The sequence below is a fragment of the Knoellia subterranea KCTC 19937 genome, from assembly GCF_000768685.1.
Classification (GTDB): domain Bacteria; phylum Actinomycetota; class Actinomycetes; order Actinomycetales; family Dermatophilaceae; genus Knoellia; species Knoellia subterranea.
In genome coordinates, this window is the sequence record NZ_AVPK01000011.1 from 16,617 (window position 1) to 35,944 (window position 19,328).

Sequence of the window (19,328 nt, forward strand, 5' to 3'; positions counted from 1 at the left end):
CACGACAACAGCGGGCCCAGTCCCTGCCGACCATGGGCAGCCCGGGACTCTAGAGGGACGGGCCACCCGCGCTGACCCGCCGCGCATCGTCCCTGTGCCCTGCACGGACGTACGTCGCTGGCTCGCATGTCCGTGCAGGGCACAAGGACGGGGCTGGCGTGTCCGTGCAGGGCACAAAGAGCACTGTCAGGCGGGGGCTCCGGGAGCTGCGTAGCCGGTGGGCTCACCCGAGCCGAGGTCGACGATCGCGGCCACCGGGCCACCACCGTCGGGTCCCTGGTGGGCCGCCGACACGGAGACGAACACGGCGGGGTCGCCGGTCACCGACGCCGTGACACCGCCGACGCACGACTTGATCTGGCGGTGCCAGTGCACGTCGGAATCGTCAAGCATCGCGTTGCGCCGACCGCGGACCTGGCCGTCCTGGCTGACCTCGCACTTGAGGAAGACGTTGACGAGGCGGCCCTGGATGTCGGAGGTGTGCGGGCGCTCAGGGAGCTCGAGACCCGCGTCCTTGATGGCCGCCCAGATGCCGTCGGCGTCGAGGGCGTCGCGCATGACGGAGTGGCCGATGCGGTAGCGGCCGCCGACTCCGCGGGCGTTGCCAACGACGACGACCTGCGCCTGGTCGAGCTCGACGCCGGAGGAGCAGGACGCCACCGACGAGTAGAGGTCGCGGTTGTTCATGACGTCGGCATCGGTCGGCATCTCGATCTCGCCGAGGGCCACGGCGATGCCGAGGCCGGTCGTGCCGTTGGAGAGGTCCATCGATTCGTGCGTGTGGTGGGTCCAGACCTTCTGGCCGCGTGACTCGGCGTCGCGGATCGTGTGGATCGTCAGGAGCGGGTCTTCGTCTGGACGTAGTGCACGTCGGCCGGGTCGGTGATGCCGGCCCGCTCCATGGCGACCTTCACGGCGTCGGCGACCTTGGAGATCATGCCGGTGTAGCCAATCTCCTCGGGCTTGATCGGCTCACTCATGGCGAAGCCGACGGTGAGCCGCAGGTCGTCGCTCGGCTCGACCTTGTCCTCGGGGACCGTGGCGAAGATCGTGGCGTGCGGGCTGATGATGCCGTCCGTGCCACCCGACCAGACGATCGGAACCTGCTTGACCTGGTCGGCGGGTGCGCCCTTGGCGACGAGGACTTCACGGAAGGCGCGGTCGGCGATGATGCGGGTGTAGTCGTTGACCCCACCGTTGCCCTCCGTCTTGCCGATGATGGCGATGACGCGGCGGGCTTCCATCACGCCGTCGTCGATGAGCTTGGCCAGCTCGGAGGCGTCGGCGACGCTGTGGATCGGAACCTTGCGGACCTCAATGGCTTCTGGCACGGCTGAACCTCTCTTTGTTGGGACTTAGTCCTCGGGACTGGTGTCGATGACCGTGCCGAACTCGCGCTCGACGGCATCGGTGATGTGGGCGAGCGACGTGATGATCGAGCGGCCACCGGACTCGGCGAACCGCATCGCGGCATCGACCTTGGGACCCATCGAGCCGGACGTGAACTGACCGTCGGCGGCGTGCGCCTTCATCTGGGCGAGCGAGGTGAATCCGAGCGGTCGCTCGTCCGGGGTGCCGTAATCGACCATGGCGTGGTCGACGTCGGTGGCGATGATGAGGATGTCGCACTCGAGGGCCCGGGCGAGCAGGGCGGCAGTGAGGTCTTTGTCGATGACGGCCTCGACGCCGCGCAGCGTGCCGTCGGCGTCTCGGACCACCGGGATCCCGCCGCCGCCCGCGGCAACGACGACCTGGCCGGCGTCGATGAGCGCGCGGATCGCTGGGAGGTCGAGGACCTCGATCGGTTCCGGGGAGGCGACGACCCGTCGCCATCCCTTGTCGCCACGGTCCTCCCATTGCTGCCCGTGGTCGATCATCTGCTGCGCCTCGGCGGCCGGGAGGTAGCGGCCGATCGGCTTGGTCGGTTCGGCGAAGTGCGGGTCTGCGGCGTCGACGAGGGTGCGGGTCACGAGCGCTGCGACAGACCTGTCCGCTCCGTGTCGGGCCAACGCCGGCTCGAGGGCGTCGAGGACGGTGAACCCGATGGTCCCCTGCGTCTGCGCACCGCACCAGTCGAGCGGGACGGGCGGGACGACCGAGGCGGCCAGCTCGTTCTTGACGAGCAGGTTGCCCACCTGGGGCCCGTTGCCGTGGGTGAGGACGACGTCGTGGCCGGCAGCGACGAGTTCGGCGACGTGCTCCATGGCCTCGGTGATCGCCCGGACCTGGGCACCCGGGTCGGCCGACCCATCCGCGGAGGTCATGGCGTTGCCTCCCAGCGCGACGAGAACGCGCACGCACCCACCTCCCTGACCGGCCGGCATACCCCGTTGGTATGCCGTTGCGGCGAGCCTAGGGAGGCGGCTGCGGTGCGGCGTTGGCATCACCTGACAGGCGAAGCCCCTCTGTTTGTCAGGTCTGCTCAGGTGCGGGTGGCGGTGAGGAGGAGGTACTCCCAGTCGAGGATGAGATGGCCGTCGCCGCGGTCGTACCGGTCCGCGAGGGCGATGAGCTCGGCGTCGAGGGCAGCGACTCGCTCGGGGTCGTCGGCGATGAAGCGGTAGACCGCGATCGTCGGGCCGTAGTTCAGCTTGAAGAACTCGAGGAAGTCCTCTGACGTCGGAAAGACGTCGACGACCAGATCCTGCTGTGAGGCATGGCCGATCTGGACGCGGTCGCCGAAGAGCTCTCGGACGTGGTCGACATGGCCCCACAACGGCGGCGGCTGCGCACCGGGAGGCGGCGGCGGGGCGTAGGGCTTCATCGTCGCGAACATCTGGCCGATGAAGCCCTCCGGCGTCCAGCTCAGGAGGCCGATGGTGCCGCCGGGTCGTGTGATGCGGACGAGTTGGTCGGCCACGGCCTGGTGGTGCGGAGCGAACATGACGCCCACGCACGACACGGTCGCGTCGAACTCGCCGTCGTCGCACGGGAGGTTCTCGGCGTCGGCCACGACCCACCTGACCTCGAGACCCTCCGCCTCGGCGTGGGCTCGTCCGACGTCGAGCAGTTCGGGCGTGAGGTCGGTCGCGGTGACGTGGGCTCCGGTGCGCGCCGCGGGGAGGGCGACGTTTCCCGACCCCGCCGCGACGTCGTGGATACGTTGTCCCGCACCGATGTTCGCGGCTTCGACGAGGATCGGACCCAGGGAGGAGATGACGTCCGACGCCACCGCGGGGTAATTGCCAAGGGCCCACATGGCGCGGTGCTTCGCCTTGAGCTCGGTGTCGGCAGAGGCGGGGTCGGCCTGGGTGGAGGTGGTGTTCATGGCAGCGGCCTTCCGGTGGGTGGGGTACTGCCACCAAACGTAGGAACGGGCGAGGCGTCGACACATCGGCGCCAACACGCAACGGTGAGGTGCTCCGTGAATGGGGGATGACGGCCTACACGTAGGTGCCTGTATGCCGTCCCCTCACCTCGTGAGGTAGGCCGCCACTGCTGCCGTGCGCGCCGATCTCCCGTGGAGGTCGAGCTTGGCGTAGACGTTGCTCAGGTGGCGTTCCACGGTCCGGCCACTGAGGACGAGTTCGCCGGCGATGGCGTCATTGTCGAGGCCGCGCGCGGCGAGGCCGAGAATCTCCTCCTCGCGTGGGGACAGCCTGTCGAGTGGGGAGGGATGAGTTGCTGAATTGTGTTGTGCGGCAGGAGGTTCGTCGAGGAAAGCGTCGAGCTCGCGGGTGAAGGTCTGCCACGCCGGCTCGTCCTCCAACACGATGTGGTTGTCGCTCTCCAGGGCAACGAGGCGGGCATCGGTGATGTGCGAAGCGAGGTAGCGGGCCTCGGAGAAGTTGTTCATGCGGTCCCCGGTGGAGTGGAGGACGAGGGTGGGTGCGGCGACCCGACCCAGGAGGTGCGACGCGTCGGCGACGAGCCTCTGTCGGCGAGCCGTCAGAGCGGTCGCGGTGTCGGTGGCATTACGCTGGAGTTCGTCGAGCCACACGTGCTGCTCCTCGGTGCCCTCCGGGATCATCAGCGAGGTGAAGACGCGGCGGAACGCCGAGTCGGGCCGCGCCCAACCGACCTTGATGAGCGCGTCGAGGGCGTCGTTGAGCTCGGCATCCTTCGGATCCCGTCCCTGCTGGCCCGAATAGCTGCCGTAGAACGCGAGCCGCGAAACTCGCTCTGGATGGCGGACGGCATACGCAATGGCGATGGGTCCGCCCTGCGCCATGGCGAGAAGGTCGAACCGGTCCAGACCGGCGTCATCGGCAACCGCTTCGAGGTCGGCGAGGCGCAGTTCGGGGCTGTGGTCGGTGACGCCGCGGTCAGACAATCCGTGGCCCCGCTCGTCGAACCTGACAACGGTGTGCCGGGTTCCCCAGAAGGTCAGGTAGTGCCGCCAGACCGGTGAGGACCAGTCGTATTGCAGGTGGCTCAACCAACACGCGTCGACGAGCAGGGGCGGGCCGGACCCGTGGACGGCATAGGCGATCTGCACACCGTCGACCGACCGCGTGAATCGGATGTCCTGCCGCGGTGTCGGAGGAGCCTGCCGGTCAGAGACCACCCTTCATCGTAGATTTTCCGGCCCGTCCGAGGAGGCGGTATCGAGAGTGTCGTGCGGCGAGGCGCTCCATTCGCTCGAGCGTGGAGAGGTCCGCGAGTTCGTGGCGGATCGCCTGGGCCATGCGTCGGCAGAACTCCTCCGGCTCCTGCGAGGCGTCCGGGTGCTCGGCGACGATGCGATCGATGATGCCGTCCTCGAGGAGATCGAGGGAGCGGACGCGCTGGCGCTCGGCGAGTTCGGGAGCGCGGTCGGGGGTGCGGTAGAGGATCGCCGAGGCGCCCTCGGGTGGGAGCGGCGACAGCCACGAGTGCTGGGCGCTGATGACGCGGTCCGCGGGCATGAGTGCGAGGGCGCCACCACCCGTGCCCTGACCGAGAAGGACGCAGACGGTGGGGACGTCAAGGACGACGAGGTCGGCGAGGCAGCGTGCGATCTCCCCGGCCATGCCGCCCTCCTCGGCCTCCTTGGACAGTGCTGCGCCGGCGGTGTCGATGATGCTCACGAGTGGGAGGTTGAGCTCGGTGGCGAGCTTCATGCCGCGGCGGGCGACGCGCAGGCCCGACGGGCCGAGCGGTGCCTCGGTCTGCTCTCCACGACGGTCCTGGCCGAGGACGACGCACGGTGTGCCCTCGAAGCGGGCCAGGGCGAGGAAGAGGGAGGAGTCCCACTCGCCCGCTCCGGTCCCGAAGAGCGGGAGGACGTCGGTGGCGCCGAGCTTGAGCAGAGCGCGCACTCCCGGACGAGAAGGCTTGCGGGACAGCAGGATCGAATCCCACGCGGGGATGTCCGGTAGCGGCTCGCGCGGCACGTCGGGCGCCGGTGTCGAGTCGTGCGGGGCGAGGACGAGGTCGAGGAAGCGGGCCGCCGTCTGGGTGAGGAGTTCGACGGGAAGAACCGCGTCGAGCAGGCCGTGGGCGAAGAGGTTCTCGGCCGTCTGGACCCCCTCGGGGAAGGGCTGCCCGTAGAGCGCTTCATAGACGCGGGCTCCGAGGAAGCCGATCGTCGCTCCCGGCTCGCCGACCGTCACGTGGCCGGTCGAACCCCATGACGCGAAGACGCCACCGGTGGTGGGGTGGCGCAGGTAGGTGATGTAGGGCAGGTGCTCCTGCTTGTAGGCCGCCACCGCCGCCGAGATCTTCACCATCGTGACGAACGCAGGCGTGCCCTCCTGCATGCGCGTGCCACCCGATGCGGGGGCCGCGAAGAGGGGCAGCCGCTCCTGCGTCGCCCGCTCGAAGGCCAGGACGATGCGCTCGGCCGCCGCGACGCCGATGGAGCCGGCGAGGAAGCGGAACTCACCGGCGATGACAGCGACCCGGTGGCCGTTGATCGTGCCCTCGCCGGTGACGATCGACTCGTCAGTGCCGGCCTTCTCGGCAGCGGCGGCGAGCTCAACGGCATACGAGCTGCCCTCCTCGGCCACCGCGAGAGGGGTGGTGTCCCAGGACTGCCACGACCCGTCGTCGAGGACGGCGGCAATGAGCTCACTGGACGTGGGGCGGTTGGGCTTGTCGCTCACTCGGTGTCCTCCTCCGCGAGCCAGGCGCGGATGCTGTCGTTGTGCTGGCCGAGAGCGGGCGGTGCCAGGTGCTCCTCGCGACCTCCGGCAAAAGCGTTGTCGCCCAGCCGAATCGGTGGTCCCGGGATCTCGATCGACCCGAGGACCGGGTGGTCGATGTCGAGCACGAGCCCCTGAGAGCGGGTCTGGTCCCAGTCGTAGACCCGGTCGATCGTGCGCACCTCTCCGGAGGGAACGCCGAGCTCGGCGAGACGGGGGAGGAGGTCGTCCAGACGCCACGTGGAGAAGGCCTCGTTGAGGGTGGCGATGACGTCGTCGCGGTGGGCCATGCGCTCCCGGTTCGTGGCCATGCCGGGCGCGGCCGGGTCGATGCCGAAGCCCTCCGCGAGCTTGACCCACAACGCCTCGCTGCCGCACGCGACCTGGACATCGCCGTCGGCGCAGTGGAACAGGCCATAGGGGGTGATGCTCGGGTGGTGGTTGCCCTGGGCGCGACCCACCTGGCCCGCCACGGTGTAGGCCGTGCCATGCATGGCGTGCGACGCGACGACGGCCGCAAGCAGGCTCGTTCGCACCACCTGACCGCGTCCCGTTGTCGTGCGCTCGTGAAGGGCGGAGACGATGCCGAACGCGCCGTACATCCCCGCGAGGAGGTCGCCGATGGGCACGCCCACGCGCTGGGGGTCGTCCGGCGCGGAGCCGGTCAGTGACATGAGCCCGGCCTCGCCCTGGGCGATCTGGTCGTATCCCGCGCGACCTCCTTGCGGCCCGTCATGGCCGAAGCCACTGATGGACAGGACGACGAGGCGCGGGTTGAGGTCGTGCAGTGCGTCGTTGCCGAAGCCGAGCCGGTCCATGACTCCCGGGCGGAAGTTCTCGATGAGGACGTCGGCGCGTCGGACGAGTCGCGTAAGGACATCGCGACCGTCGTCGGACTTCAGGTCGAGGGTGATCGACTCCTTGTTGCGGTTGGCGCTCAGGTAGTAGGTCGAGATGGGGTCGTCCTCGGGCCCGACGAAGGGCGGCCCCCACCCGCGCGTGTCGTCGCCGGCGCCGGGCGTCTCGACCTTGATGACGCGGGCGCCCATGTCGCCCAGCATCATTGCGGCGTGCGGCCCGGCGAGGGCGCGCGACAGGTCGACGACGACGATGTCCTCAAGGGGTCCGCTCATGGATCGAGCCTAGGGAGAGCGCCCGCGCAAAGGCTCGGTGAGTTCGTGGCAAGACGAACGTCACACCGTGTCACCTTCTGCCAAAGCGAGGGATCGGCCCCGTCGGCGATCGGCAATCCGACGGTGGACGTCGCTCCGAACAGTGGGCGTACAGCGGGCCCAACGACGAGTCCGCGACCACCCCCTGGGAGTTGTCATGCCAACGATCAGTCGTACCACCAAGGCCGTCCTGGCGGCCGGAGTCCTCGTCACGTCCATGGGCGTCATTGCCAGCACGGCCACGGCCAACAGTGCCGATCTCTCCGCGTCCCTCGAGCCCGCGGTCCTGAACGGCGTCGACGGCGGCGGCACCGCCCTTGTGTCCGTCCGCGGGACCCGCATCGACATCGCGATGGTCGCCTCCGGGCTCCTCGCGGACGCTCCACACGCTGCGCACATCCACTTCGGCGCCGACGCGCGCCACGAGTGCCCCTCGGCGACCGACGACTCCGATGGCAGCGGCACCCTCAACACGACCGAGGGCGCTCCGGCCTACGGACCGGTCCGCGTCTCCCTCACCAAGTCAGGCGACACGAGCCCCGCGAGCGCACTGGCCATCGATCGGTTCGACACCGCCCCCGGTGGTGAGCTCAGCTACGAGCGCGGGCACATCAAGGTCACCCAGGACGTCGCCAAGGCCGTCGCGGACGGGCTGGGTGTCATCGTCATCCACGGCGTCGACCACAACCATGACGGCGTCTACAGCGGCACGGTCGGAAGCGATCTCGACCCGTCACTGCCGACCGAGGCGACGGACCCGGCCCTGTGCGGTGTCATCACTCCGCAGGACTGACTCCCGGATGTGTGTCTCAGCGCGACCGAGAACTCGCGCTGGGACACGCTGCCGGACAACGCGCGGCGGCGCGGCGACGACGGTCGCGGGCCGACCGGCATTCGCCTCGTCGGCAACGGATTGGGGCGAGCCGAGCTCGGTGAGGACGCGGCGTACGTCCTCGTCCGATGCGTCCGGCGGCAGCGGGGCCTCGAGGTGCTACGTCCGGGGGTCGGGCGCGGGCTCGCCGTGGGTCATGAACTCCCACACGAGCCAGTGGGCGAGGGCGACGAGCAGGATGAGCAAAGTGGCCTCGGCCTGGAGGGGCGTGACCCCGATGGGCTTGACGATCTCGGGGACGACGCCGAGTACGGCAATGACGGCGTAGATGACCACCGCGATCCAGCGGTGTCGGGCGAACGTGCCGGCGTCACCATCGGCGCGCGAGCGTTGCAGCAGGCGGAGCGTCGACCAGCAACCGATGAGCGCGACGGCGACAAAGCTGACCCGCCAGATGAGCGGGTTCGTCGTCCCTCCGACCTGCGCGAAGAGGCCCATGAGTGCGGGCAGCAGGAAGGAGAGGTAGATGCCGCCGATGTCTCGCCGACCGGCACGCGAGCGCAGCCATGCCTCGTGCTTCTGGACGACGGTCCACCAGAGGCCGACGAGCGTGAAGCACGTCGCGGAAAAGAGCGCGTAGAACGTCGACACATCCATGCCGAGCCTCCCGATCACTGGATTGGGCCACGCTAGCGCCCCGGGGCGCACGCGCCCATGGCCCAGTCAGGTCAGGACGCCAGCAGCTCGCGCCAGGTGCGGGGTGCCCGCCCGAGCAGGCTCCGCAGGGTGGTGCAGTCGCCGACGAGCCCGCCGCGGTCGTAGCTGCGGAACATCGCGGCGAGGTCGTTGCGGGCCTGCTCAGGGAGGCCGGATCCGGCACCGGCGAGCCAGGCATCGAGCGGCAGTTCGCGTGCCTCGACGGGATGCCCGAGCGCCTCGGTCGCCACGGCGGCCATCTCGCGCATGGTCATGGTCTCGGGCCCGGCGAGATCGAGGGTGGCGCCCTCGTAGCCGTCCTGGATGAATGCGTGCGCCGCGACCTCGGCGACGTCGTCGAGGTCGACGTTGGTGAACCGGGAGTCGAGCGAGTAGGGCACCTCGAGAAGACCGGCTCGCACGCCGCCCTCGAGGTTCTGGAGGTAGGCCGCCGGGCGAAGGATCGTCGCCGACGCGATCCGCTCCCGCACCACCTTTTCGGCCTCCGCCTTGCGCAGGTGGTGCGGCATCGACGCATCCTCGGGATGCAGCACTGAGTGGAACACGAACCGTGAAACACCCTGTGCCACAGCGGCATCAGCCACTCGACGCGCCATCGCCACCTCGCCGGGATGGACGTTCGGAGCGAGGTGGTGGACGCCATCGACGCCCGCCATCGCCTCGGCCAGACCCGCCCCCGTCTCGAGGTCGAGCGGGACAGCGCGAGCCAGCGGACCGGCATACACCGGGCTGGTCGACCCGGGGCGGACAGCGGCGCGGACGCGAACCCCACGGGACGCCAGGGCACGCGTCACGGCGCGGCCGGTCTTGCCGGCCGCGCCGATGACGAGGACCTCGGGCACGAGGTCAGAGCCAGTCGTACTCGCTGGCCTGCGCACCCTCGGCGAGTTGCGCATAGCCGGGTCCGCGGTCGAAGAACGGCTCGTCAGAACGCTCCTCGCGCAGCTGCGCACGCAAGGCCTCACTCGCCTCCACGTCGACTGTCGCCGTGTCGCGGTCGCCGGACGCCACGACACCGTATGCCGTCCGCGCACCGTCGAGGGACACCTTGCCCCAACGCAGGTCGCGTTCGACCTCCTCGAGGGGGCGCTCGAGCGGGTCGCCCCAACCGCCGCCACCGGTCGTGCGGATCCGAATGACCTGACCCGCCTTGACCGCCTCGGCGTCGGCGAGGGCATCGACGATGCGTTCGTCCGGACCACCGACGTCGATGGTGACCTCGAACGGCCGGCCGGCCTTGCCACCCTTGACGCCCCAGCAGGCGAGGATCGAACGGTCGGCGATGGACATGAAGTGCGCGTCCTCGAGCATCCGGATGTGCTTCTCGTAGCCGAGGCCGCCCCGATAGCGGCCCGCCCCACCGGAATCCACCGCGAGGCCGAGGCGCTCGACGATGAACGGGAAGCGTGACTCGGTGAACTCGGTCGGCAGGTTCCGGGAGTCGGGCACGACGTGGATCGTGTCCTCGCCGTCGGCGTAGTAGCGCCCGCCGGACCCACCGCCGAGCACCTCACGCATGAGGTAGTCGTTGCCGTCGCGGTCCTTGCCGTAGACGCCGGTGTAGCGGATCGTCTCCTGGTCCGCCGGCATCTGCCCGTCGACAGCCTTGGCGACGACACCGGCAAGGACACCGAGGAGTCGGAGGATGACGAACGTGCGCGCGTTCGTCGGTGCCGGGTAGATCGGTGTGAGGAGCGTGCCCTTCTCCGGGAAGCGCATCTCGATGAGCGGCACGATGCCCTCGTTGACGTCGAGTTCGGCCATGCGCTCGGGAGTGTCGGCGAGGTTGCGCAGGATGGGCGCGAGCCACTTCTTGAGGAAGTTGCCGCCGACGTAGTCGCCGCAGTGGTTGATCGGCCCCTTGGCCTGGGGTGCCGTGCCGGTGAAGTCGACGATGAGGCGGGCGCCACCAGGGAAGTTCGTCTCCGGGTCGGCCGGAGCGTCGTCGACCTTGGTGAGCGTGATGCGCTGTGTGTGCAACTTGGGCTCGTCGACGCCGTCGTGCTCGGCGTAGTCCTCCCACACGTAGGTTCCGGCGGGGATCTTGGACAGGATCTCGCGACGGTAGGTCTCGGTCGTGCTGTCGAGGATTGCGTCGAAGGCGGCCTCGATGTCGTCGCGGCCGTAGCGGGCGAAGAGGTCCGACAGACGGCGGGCGCCCATGAGGCAGGCGGAGCACTCGGCGTCGAGGTCCGCGGCCAGGCTGTCGGGCATGCGCGAGTTGCGGGTCATGATCCGCAGGGCCGCCTTGTTGGGAACACCCTTCTCCCACAGCTTGATCGGCGGGACGGAGAGGCCCTCCTCGTGGACGCTGGTCGCGTTGCTCGGCATGGAGCCGGGGACCGCGCCGCCGATGTCGTCGTGGTGCCCGAAGGCCTGCACGAAGGCAACGACCTTGCCGTCGTGGAAGACCGGGACCGTGACGCACAGGTCGGGCAGGTGGCCGATGCCGCCCTCGGACTCGTAGACGTCGTTGTGGAAGAAGACGTCGCCCTCGTGCATCTCGTCGAGCGGGTAGTCCCGCACGATCGGGTGCACGAGCGCCGAGTAGGAACGACCCGTGAGCTTGCGGAGCTGCCGGTCGTGGATGCCGGCGCGGAAGTCGTGCGCGTCGCGGATCATGGGGGAGCGCGAGGTGCGCGCGATGGCCGTCTCGACCTCCATCTCGACGCTCGCCAGGGTGCCCTGGACGATCTCGACGAGGATGGGATCGACCTTGGTTCCGGCCGCGGTGAGCCGCTTTCCGTGCTCGTATGCCGTGGGGAGACCTGCGGGGTTCGGGGCGGCTTCGGTGGTGGTCACTTCGCGTCCTCCTTGGTGATGACGAGGTTGCCGTAGGTGTCGACGCGGACGACGAAGCCCGGGTGGACGGGAACCGTGGAGCCGAACTCCTCGATGATCGCCGGACCCTGGACCGTGTCCCCGGCCCGCAGGTCGGGTCGCCACCAGACTCCGGTCTCGACGTAGCCCTCGTCGGCGTCGAAGCACACCTTGCGGGTCGAGCGGCGGGCCCGGTCCTCGACGGAACCCCCTGTGGCAGAGGCGGATTCGTATTCCTGAAGCTCCGGTCGCGTGATCGGTCCGACGCCGGTGACGCGCAGGTTGACCCACTCGACCTGCTGGCTCGGATCGTTCCGGAAGTCGTAGCCGTAGAGCTGGTGGTGAGCGTCGTGGAACGCCTCGGCGACCTGACCGGCATACGCGTCGTCGACAACCTGACCAGAGGGTGCGGTGACGCGAACCTCGTAGGCCTGGCCGAAGTAGCGCAGGTCCACCGTGCGGGTGAACTGGTGGGTGTCGGCCGCGAAGCCCTCCTTGGACAGGGCCGCCGCGGCCTTCTCCGTGAGGGAGGCAAAGGTCGCGTCGATGGCGGCGTGGTCGAGAGCGGACTGCTTGGCGACCTGGGTCTGGACGTAGTCGTTCTTCACGTCGACGGTGAGCAGGCCGAAGGCGCTGACGTTGCCCGGGTTCGGCGGGACGACGACGCCGGCGAGGTCGAGGATGTCGACGAGGCGGCAGGCGAGGAGCGACCCGGAACCACCGAACGTCGTGAGCATGAAGTCGCGGACGTCGAGTCCACGCTTCACCGACACCTGACGCAGCGCGTTGGCCTGGTTCCACGCGGAGATCTCGAGAATGCCTGTGGCACACCGCTCGTAGTCGAGTCCGAGCTCAGCAGCGAGCTCCGTGATGCCCTTGCGGGCGGCGTCGACGTCGAGCGGGATCTCGCCGCCGAGCAGGTGCGGGGGGATGCGTCCGAGGGTGACGTGGGCGTCGGTGATCGTGGGCTGGGTCCCGCCCTTGCCGTAGCAGAGCGGGCCCGGGTCGGCGCCGGCCGACTGCGGTCCGACCTTGAGCGCCCCCTCGGGAGACACCCAGGCGATGGAGCCTCCGCCGGCACCCACGGTGACGACATCGATCATCGGGATCTTGCTGGGGTAGGCGCCGACCGTTCCCTCGGTCGTGAGCGTGGGCTCGCCGTCGAGGACGACGGAGACGTCGGTGGACGTCCCGCCACCGTCACAGGTGAGGATCTTGTCGAAGCCGGCCTTCTGCGCAATGAGGGCCGCACCGAGTGCGCCGGCCGCCGGGCCGGACATCGTCGTCGTGATCGGCTGGTGCACGACCTCGTCCGCCGACAGGACACCGCCGTTGGACTTCATGATGTAGAACGGCAACGCCGTTGAGCTCGCTCCGCTCGCGCGCCCTCCCGTTTCGGCCAGTTCAGGCTCCTTCGTCGCGAACTGCCCGAGTCGCTCGTGGATGTTCGTGACGTAGCGGGACACGTTGGGCTTGACCGCGGCGTCGACGAGGGTGGTCATCGACCGCTCGTACTCGCGATACTCGCGCAGCACCTCGCTCGAGATCGACACGATCGCCTCGGGGTGCTCGGCGCGCAGGATCTCGCGCATCCGCAACTCGTGGGCGTCGTTGGCGTAGGAGTGGAGGAAGCAGACGCCGATCGTCGTGATGCCCTGCTCCTTGAACCAGCGCGCTGCGGCGACGGCGCTCTCCTCGTCGAAGGGCCGGATCTCGTTGCCCTCGAAGTCCATGCGGCCGCCGACCGTCCGGACCGCGTCGGCCGACACGATGCGCGGCGGCTTGACCCAGAAGTAGGAGTTGCCGTAGCCGTCGGGCACCGCCTGGCGGGCGATCTCGAGCATGAACTCGTAGCCCTCGGTCGTGATGAAGCCGAGCTGCTCGACCTTGCCCTCGAGGAGCTTGTTCGTGGCGACGGTGGTGCCGTGGCAGACGGCGGTGATGTCGTCGCCGGACGCTTCCATGAGGCCGAGAACCTTCTCGATGCCGTTGATGAATCCGTCGGCGGGATTGCTGGGCGTGCTCGGCGTCTTCGTCGTGACGAGCTCCCCCGTGTCCTCGTCGAATGCCACCACGTCCGTGAACGTGCCGCCGGTGTCGATCCCGATCCTGATGCGTCGCTGAGCCATGTCAGAGATTCAAGCGGGGTATGCCGTCCGCTCGCCTTGGCAATGAGTGCCAACGGATCGGCGTGGTCGCCTCAGAACCCGCCAATCAGCCCACGACTTCTTGCGCTGCTGGGACAACGCGGCCGCGACGTCGTGTCTCACCAGCGCAAGAAGTGGAGAGCGAGGGCTCGGGGTCAGTCGCCTTCGGGGACGTGGTCCGGGCGCGGCCCGCCGTGGGGGAACGACGTCTTCGCCGGTGCCTCCAGCTCCTCGCGGTGGCGGCGGATGAGATCGAGGTTGCGGTCGCGCAGGTGGTCGAAGCCCTGGGCGATGTTCGAGCCCGGCGTGAGTGACGAGAGCGCCGTATCGGGGTCGAGCCGGGCCGTCACCCAACCCTCGTGCGAAGCCGCCTTGGCCACGATCGTCGCGTTGGGCGTGACGATGTGGCTGTTGCCGAAGTAGATGACGCCAGCGGGGTCGATCCCTGTCGCGTTGGCGCCGATGACGAAGACGTGGTTGTCGTAGGCGCGAGCCCTCGAGGTGAGCTCCCAGATGTCGGCGGAGCGCAGCAGCGCCGACGGCCGGCAGATGACCTCAGCACCCTGGACGGCCTGGATGCGCGACAGCTCCGGGTAGTCGCCGTCGAAGCAGATGATCATCCCGATGCGCCCAATTGCGGTGTCGCACAACGCAACCGTGTCACCAGGGGTCACCCAGCCACCGCCGGACACCGCCTCCGTGCAGAACGGGTGGGTCTTGCGATAGACACCCAGCAGGGCGCCGTCGGTGTCGCACAGGATCGAGGCGTTGTAGACCACGCCGCGCTCGGGGCCGCGTTCGTAGGTGCCCACGCACAGCACGATCCCGAGTTCCTCGGCGAGGTCCTGGAACGGCTGCGACATCGCGCCGGGCAACTCGCTCACGAGGTCCCACAACTGCTCGGTGGAGCAGTCCGGGGTGAATCCGGTCGTCGCCGACTCCGGCAGGACCACGAGTTCGGCGCCGGTCTCGGCGACACACCGGCGCACGAAGTCCACACAGCGCTCGATGTTGGCGTCGACGACCTGGGGGGTGAGCGAGCCGCGCACGGGCGCCACCTGGATCGCGGCCGCGGTGAAGGCGCGCATCAGCGACCTCCGATGAGCCAGCCGACGACGACGCCGACGAGGGCGACCCCGGCACCGAACAGGGCACCCGGGACGAACCCCGGCCCGCTGGAGCCGGAGCCGGCAGCGGAAGCGGCCGACCCGGCATACACGCGCCCGGCTGTCTCTGCCGCGGCTCCCGTGGAGGAACCGGCCATTTCCCCTGCTTCGGGAGGCGAACCGGCGGCGCCGACCGGCGCTGCGGCCGCGCGTTCACCCGCGATGTCGGCGTCCAGCGCCGTGAACATCTGGCCGGCCATCTTGCGGGCGACCCCGGCGAGCATCCGTTGACCGACTCCGCCGATCGGACCACCGACGAGAGCGTCCGCCTCATAGCTGATCTGCGTCCCGCCTCCCTCAGCGGGAGCGAGATTGACGTCGACGGTCGTCGAGATCGTCCCCGGTGCACCTGCGCCGTCGGCCTTCATCGTGAAGCGGTCGGGTTCGGAGACGTCGGTGATGGCGACCTCGCCGTCGTAGGACCCCTTGATCGCGGCGACCCCGGCCATGACCGTCATCGCGTAGCGTCCGGGGGAGATCTCGCGCAACGACTGGCAGCCCGGGATGCTGCGGGCGAGGACGCCCGGGTCGTGAACCGCCGCCCACACCTGATCCGGGGACGCCTTCATCGTCGCGGTGCCGTTGATCTTCATGCGGACTCCTCGGTGGTGCTGGTCTGGCTGGTCGGGGATGCGCCTGCGTGCGCGTGCTGGCGCCTCAGGTCCCACAGTTCGGTCGGGCTGATCGGCATGGAACGGATCGGGAATCCCTCGGCGTCCTCGATCGCGGACGCGATGACCGCTGTGACCGGAATGGTGCCGGCCTCGCCAGCGCCCTTGATTCCCAACGGATTCAGCGGCGACGGTGTCTCGAGGTGGTCGGTCTCGATGTGCGGCACCTCGGAGGCATAGGGCATGAGGAAGTCCATGAACGAGGCGTTGAGCAACTGGCCGCTCTCGTCGTAGACCATCCGCTCGTAGAGGGCGCCGCCGATGCCCTGGGCGACTCCGCCGTGCACCTGTCCCTCGACGATCATCGGGTTGACGACGGTGCCGCAGTCGTGGATGACGCAGTAGCGCAGGATCCTGATCTCGGCCGTCACCGGGTCGGTCTCGACGATGGCCGCGTGCATGCCGTTGGCGAAGGTCGCCTGGGTGGGGGAGTAGAAGTCCTTGCCCTCGAGCCCTGGCTCGTCGTCATCGGCGACGGGAGGCTTGTCGGGGTCGAACGCGCCCGCGAATTGCGTTGCGGCTTTTGCTGATTCGTCGAAGGCGTAGCGCAACGGGTTGGACATGACCGCGACGGTCGAGAGGGCGATCGAGGCGTTGGGAGCGCCCTTGACGCTGATTGTGCCGTCCTCGATCTGGAGGTCGTCCTCGCTCACCTCGAGCGCGTCGGCTGCGATGCGCAGGGCCTTGGCGCGCACGGCACGGGCGGCGAGTGCCACGGCGTTGCCGGACATCACGGCGCCGCGCGACGCGAACGTCCCCACGGCATACGGCATGCGCCGGGTGTCGCCGGTCGTGACGTGGACGTCGTCGATCGACACGCCGAGTTCGTCGGCGACGATCTGCGCGAGGATCGTCTGGTGGCCCTGCCCCTGGGTCGTGAGGCCGGTGGCGACGTTGACCCGTCCGCTCGTCTCGACATGGACGTGCCCACCTTCGTAGGGGCCGACACCCGTGCCCTCGACGTAGCAGCCGATGCCAAGGCCCACTTTGCGGCCCTGCGCTTCGGCTTCCTTCTTGTATGCCGCGAAGTCGTCCCAGCCCACGAGAGCCTTGAGCTTGGCCAGGCTTGCGGGAAAGTCACCGGAGTCGTACTTGAGCGGGCGACCGTCCTGGAAGAGCAGGCCCTGGTCGTAGGGCATCTCCTCCGGTTGGATGAAGTTGCGGGAGCGGACCTCGGCGCGGTCGATGCCGAGCTCGGCGGCGATGGCGTCCATCGTGCGCTCCATCGCGTAGCAGCCCTGCGGTCGCCCGGCGCCCCGATAGGGCGTCACGAGAACGGTGTTGGTGTACATCGACCAGAACTCGACGCGATAGTTCTGTGGCTTGTAGGGGCCGAGCAGCTGGGTGGCCGTGATGATCGGGACGATGACGCCGTAGGGGAGGTAGGCGCCGTTGTCGTGCCAGAACTTCACGTCGAGGGCGAGGAGCCGCCCGTCGTCGTCGAAGCCGACGGTGACCTTCTGGAGCTGCCCACGTTCGTGGGCGCTCGAGGTGAAGTGCTCGCGTCGGTCCTCGGTCCACTTGACGTCGTGATCGAGTCGCCGGGCGGCCCACGGGACGAGGACCTCCTCTGGCCAGGGGTGCATGATCTTGACGCCGAAGCCACCGCCCACGTCAGGGGCGATGCACTCGACCTGCGCGAGGGGGAGTTCGAGCTTGGCGGCGACGGCGGCGCGGACACCGGTGGACGTCTGGGTGGAGGAGTGGATGCGCATCCGCTGCTCGTCGGAGTCCCAGTGCGCGTGGACACCCTTGCCCTCCATGGGCATGCAGGCGCTGCGTTCGATCTCGAGGTCGAGGGTCAGGGTGTGCGGTGCGGCGGCCATCGCGGGTTCGACGTTCCCGACCTCCTGGAGGAGGTGCGCTGCGACGTTCCCGGGCGCGTCGTCGTGGACGAGGTCGGAGCCGTCGCGCGAGGTGGCGATGCCGACGACAGGCGTGAGGAACTCGTAGGTGACGACGATGCGCTGGGCGGCGTCCTCGGCGATGTAGCGGTCCCGGGCGACGACCATGACGATGGCCTCGCCGACGTGGTTGACCTCGTCCTTGGCCAGGGCGTAGCCGGTGCGGCCGGCCTCGATCGACGGGTGGGGGATGAGCAGTGGCAGGCGGTCGCCGGCCGGGCCGTCGAGGTCCTCGTGGGTGAAGACGGCGATGACTCCGTCGACGTCGACCGCGCCGTCCACGTCGATGTCGACGATGCGGGCGTGGGCGTGGGGGCTGCGCACGAAGGCGGCCTCCCAGGCGTCATGGCCGAGGTCGTCGACGTAGCGGCCGTTGCCGGTGACGAGGCGGGGGTCTTCTTTGCGCTTGACGGGCGCGCCGAACTGGCGGGTGGTCACGGTACGTCACCGCCCTCGGTCGCGCCTTGGCGGCGGATCTCGGCGGCGCGCAGGACGGCCTTGCAGATGTTCTGGTAGCCGGTGCAGCGGCAGAGGTTGCCGGAGATGGCCTCGCGCGCCTCGGCCTCGGTGGGGTCGGGGTTCTCCTCGATGAATGCGGTGATCGTCGTGATGAATCCCGGTGTGCAGAACCCGCACTGGAGTCCGTGGCACTCGACGAAGGCCTGCTGCACGGGGCCCATGTCCTCCTGGGTGCCGAGGCCTTCGGTCGTGGTGATCTCGTGTCCCTGCGCGGACACGGCGAACATCAGGCAGGACCGCATGGGGTCGCCGTCGACGAGGACGGTGCACGCACCGCAGACGCCGTGCTCGCAGCCGACGTGGGTGCCGGTGAGCCGCAGGTCGTGGCGCAGGAAGTCGGAGAGAAGCCGTCGGGGCTCGACGGTGCGGGTGTGGGCGACGCCGTTGACGGTGAGCGTCACGGGCACCCGAAGGGTCTCGTCGATGGTGGTCATCACGCCTCCTTCACGGCCGTGGCCAGCGCTCTGCGGGTGAGTTCGGCGGCGAGCATCCGGCGATAGTCACTGCTCGCATGGATGTCGGCCTCGGGCGCGATTCCGCTCTGCACGAGGTCCTCGACGGCGTCCCAGGTTGACGAGATCGACTGTCCCGCAACGGCTTCGGAGAGATCGATGACGACGGGCACGTCGGTGACGGACACGTATGCCGCTCGCGCGCGCTCCACGACCGCGTCACCTCCGTCTCCGCTCACGTCCACGGCGACAGCGACTCCGGCCAACGCGTAATCGCCGTGTCGTCGGGCCGACTCGAGGAACGCGGTGCGAGTCCCTGGGGTGAACCGGCCGAAGCGCACCGCCTCGAGCAGCTCATCGGCCTCGAGCACGGTCTGGAGCGGACCCTCGAAGAAGTCGGTGGCGGCGACCTCACGCCGACCGCGCGGGCCGACGACCTCCATGACGGCGTTCGTGAGCACCGCGATCGAGGGCATCTCGCCGGAGGCGTCGGCGTGGGCGATCGAACCGACGGTCGTGCCGCGGTTCCTGATGGCCGGGTGGGCCACGTTCCGCAACGCCTGACGGAGAAGCGGCAGGACGGCATACGCGTCGTCGTTTCTCTCGAGCGCAGCGTGACGGACGGTCGCGCCGACGCGGACGAAGTCGTCCGCGACGGTCACGGCGTCCAGACCGTCGACCCGGTTGATGTCGACGAGATGCGCCGGTTGGGCCAGGCGCATGTTGAGCACGGGGATGAGGCTCTGCCCCCCGGCGAGAACCTTGCCGTCGTGCCCCACTTCACCCAGGGTTGCGACGGTTTCGTCGAGGGTGCGGGGGGAGTGGTGGACGAACGGGGCGGGCTTCACGGCGGGGGGTCAGCT

At 69.2% G+C, this 19,328-nt stretch carries 15 protein-coding genes and 1 pseudogene; 1 reads left to right on the top strand and 15 read right to left on the bottom strand.

Features of this window, described 5'->3' with window-relative positions; genetic code table 11:
• Positions 1–186: 186 nt before the first annotated feature.
• The 6 genes and pseudogenes from bar to N803_RS15160 all read right to left on the bottom strand — a co-directional run bounded on the left by bar (position 187) and on the right by N803_RS15160 (position 7,198).
• Positions 187–1,331: pseudogene (gene bar, locus N803_RS15135) on the bottom strand (barbiturase).
• A 24-nt stretch (positions 1,332–1,355) separates the two neighbouring features.
• The gene (locus N803_RS15140; RefSeq protein WP_211253528.1) at positions 1,356–2,297 is read right to left on the bottom strand and encodes a carbamate kinase; all 942 of its coding nucleotides are present in this window, start codon (positions 2,295–2,297) and stop codon (positions 1,356–1,358) included.
• A 125-nt stretch (positions 2,298–2,422) separates the two neighbouring features.
• Positions 2,423–3,268, bottom strand: a complete 846-nt coding sequence (locus tag N803_RS15145; RefSeq protein ID WP_035906870.1) for a class I SAM-dependent methyltransferase — start codon at positions 3,266–3,268, stop codon at positions 2,423–2,425.
• Positions 3,269–3,412: 144 nt separating this feature from the next.
• Entirely contained in the window at positions 3,413–4,507 is a 1,095-nt protein-coding gene (locus N803_RS15150) for an alpha/beta fold hydrolase (protein WP_035906872.1), read from the bottom strand.
• Entirely contained in the window at positions 4,497–6,026 is a 1,530-nt protein-coding gene (locus N803_RS15155; protein ID WP_035906874.1) for an acetyl-coenzyme A carboxylase carboxyl transferase subunits beta/alpha, read from the bottom strand. Before N803_RS15155 ends, N803_RS15150 begins: the two co-directional genes overlap by 11 nt.
• Positions 6,023–7,198: a CaiB/BaiF CoA transferase family protein gene (locus tag N803_RS15160; RefSeq protein WP_035906875.1), complete on the bottom strand. Its 1,176-nt coding sequence runs from the start codon at positions 7,196–7,198 to the stop codon at positions 6,023–6,025. The genes N803_RS15155 and N803_RS15160 overlap by 4 nt, the downstream gene beginning before the upstream one ends.
• A 196-nt stretch (positions 7,199–7,394) precedes the next feature.
• Between N803_RS15160 and N803_RS15165 the strand changes: the two genes are divergently transcribed.
• The gene (locus N803_RS15165) at positions 7,395–8,030 is read left to right on the top strand and encodes a hypothetical protein (protein ID WP_052112353.1); all 636 of its coding nucleotides are present in this window, start codon (positions 7,395–7,397) and stop codon (positions 8,028–8,030) included.
• A gap of 198 nt (positions 8,031–8,228) precedes the next feature.
• Here N803_RS15165 and N803_RS15170 read toward each other — a convergent pair whose 3' ends face one another.
• The 9 genes from N803_RS15170 to N803_RS15210 form a co-directional block, all read right to left on the bottom strand.
• Positions 8,229–8,726 (bottom strand): hypothetical protein, encoded by a 498-nt coding sequence (locus N803_RS15170; protein WP_035906876.1) that lies wholly within the window; start codon positions 8,724–8,726, stop codon positions 8,229–8,231.
• Between the two features lie 71 nt (positions 8,727–8,797).
• Entirely contained in the window at positions 8,798–9,628 is an 831-nt protein-coding gene (locus N803_RS15175; RefSeq protein ID WP_035906877.1) for an NmrA family NAD(P)-binding protein, read from the bottom strand.
• Positions 9,629–9,632: 4 nt separating this feature from the next.
• Complete coding sequence (locus N803_RS15180) at positions 9,633–11,588, bottom strand: hydantoinase B/oxoprolinase family protein (RefSeq protein ID WP_035906878.1); 1,956 nt, start codon at positions 11,586–11,588, stop codon at positions 9,633–9,635.
• The gene (locus N803_RS15185; protein ID WP_035906880.1) at positions 11,585–13,735 is read right to left on the bottom strand and encodes a hydantoinase/oxoprolinase family protein; all 2,151 of its coding nucleotides are present in this window, start codon (positions 13,733–13,735) and stop codon (positions 11,585–11,587) included. The genes N803_RS15180 and N803_RS15185 overlap by 4 nt, the downstream gene beginning before the upstream one ends.
• A gap of 173 nt (positions 13,736–13,908) precedes the next feature.
• The gene (locus N803_RS15190) at positions 13,909–14,841 is read right to left on the bottom strand and encodes a carbon-nitrogen hydrolase family protein (RefSeq protein WP_035906882.1); all 933 of its coding nucleotides are present in this window, start codon (positions 14,839–14,841) and stop codon (positions 13,909–13,911) included.
• Positions 14,841–15,512 carry an SRPBCC family protein gene (locus N803_RS15195; protein WP_035906884.1) on the bottom strand — a complete coding sequence of 224 codons (672 nt, stop codon included), beginning with the start codon at positions 15,510–15,512 and terminating at the stop codon, positions 14,841–14,843. The genes N803_RS15190 and N803_RS15195 overlap by 1 nt, the downstream gene beginning before the upstream one ends.
• A complete protein-coding gene (cutA, locus tag N803_RS15200) occupies positions 15,509–17,932 on the bottom strand; it encodes an aerobic carbon-monoxide dehydrogenase large subunit (RefSeq protein ID WP_035906885.1) in 2,424 nt (807 codons plus the stop codon). Before cutA ends, N803_RS15195 begins: the two co-directional genes overlap by 4 nt.
• Positions 17,929–18,447 (bottom strand): (2Fe-2S)-binding protein, encoded by a 519-nt coding sequence (locus N803_RS15205; protein WP_035906886.1) that lies wholly within the window; start codon positions 18,445–18,447, stop codon positions 17,929–17,931. Before N803_RS15205 ends, cutA begins: the two co-directional genes overlap by 4 nt.
• Positions 18,447–19,313, bottom strand: coding sequence for an FAD binding domain-containing protein (locus N803_RS15210; RefSeq protein ID WP_035906888.1), 867 nt, complete (start codon positions 19,311–19,313; stop codon positions 18,447–18,449). Before N803_RS15210 ends, N803_RS15205 begins: the two co-directional genes overlap by 1 nt.
• Positions 19,314–19,328: the final 15 nt, after the last annotated feature.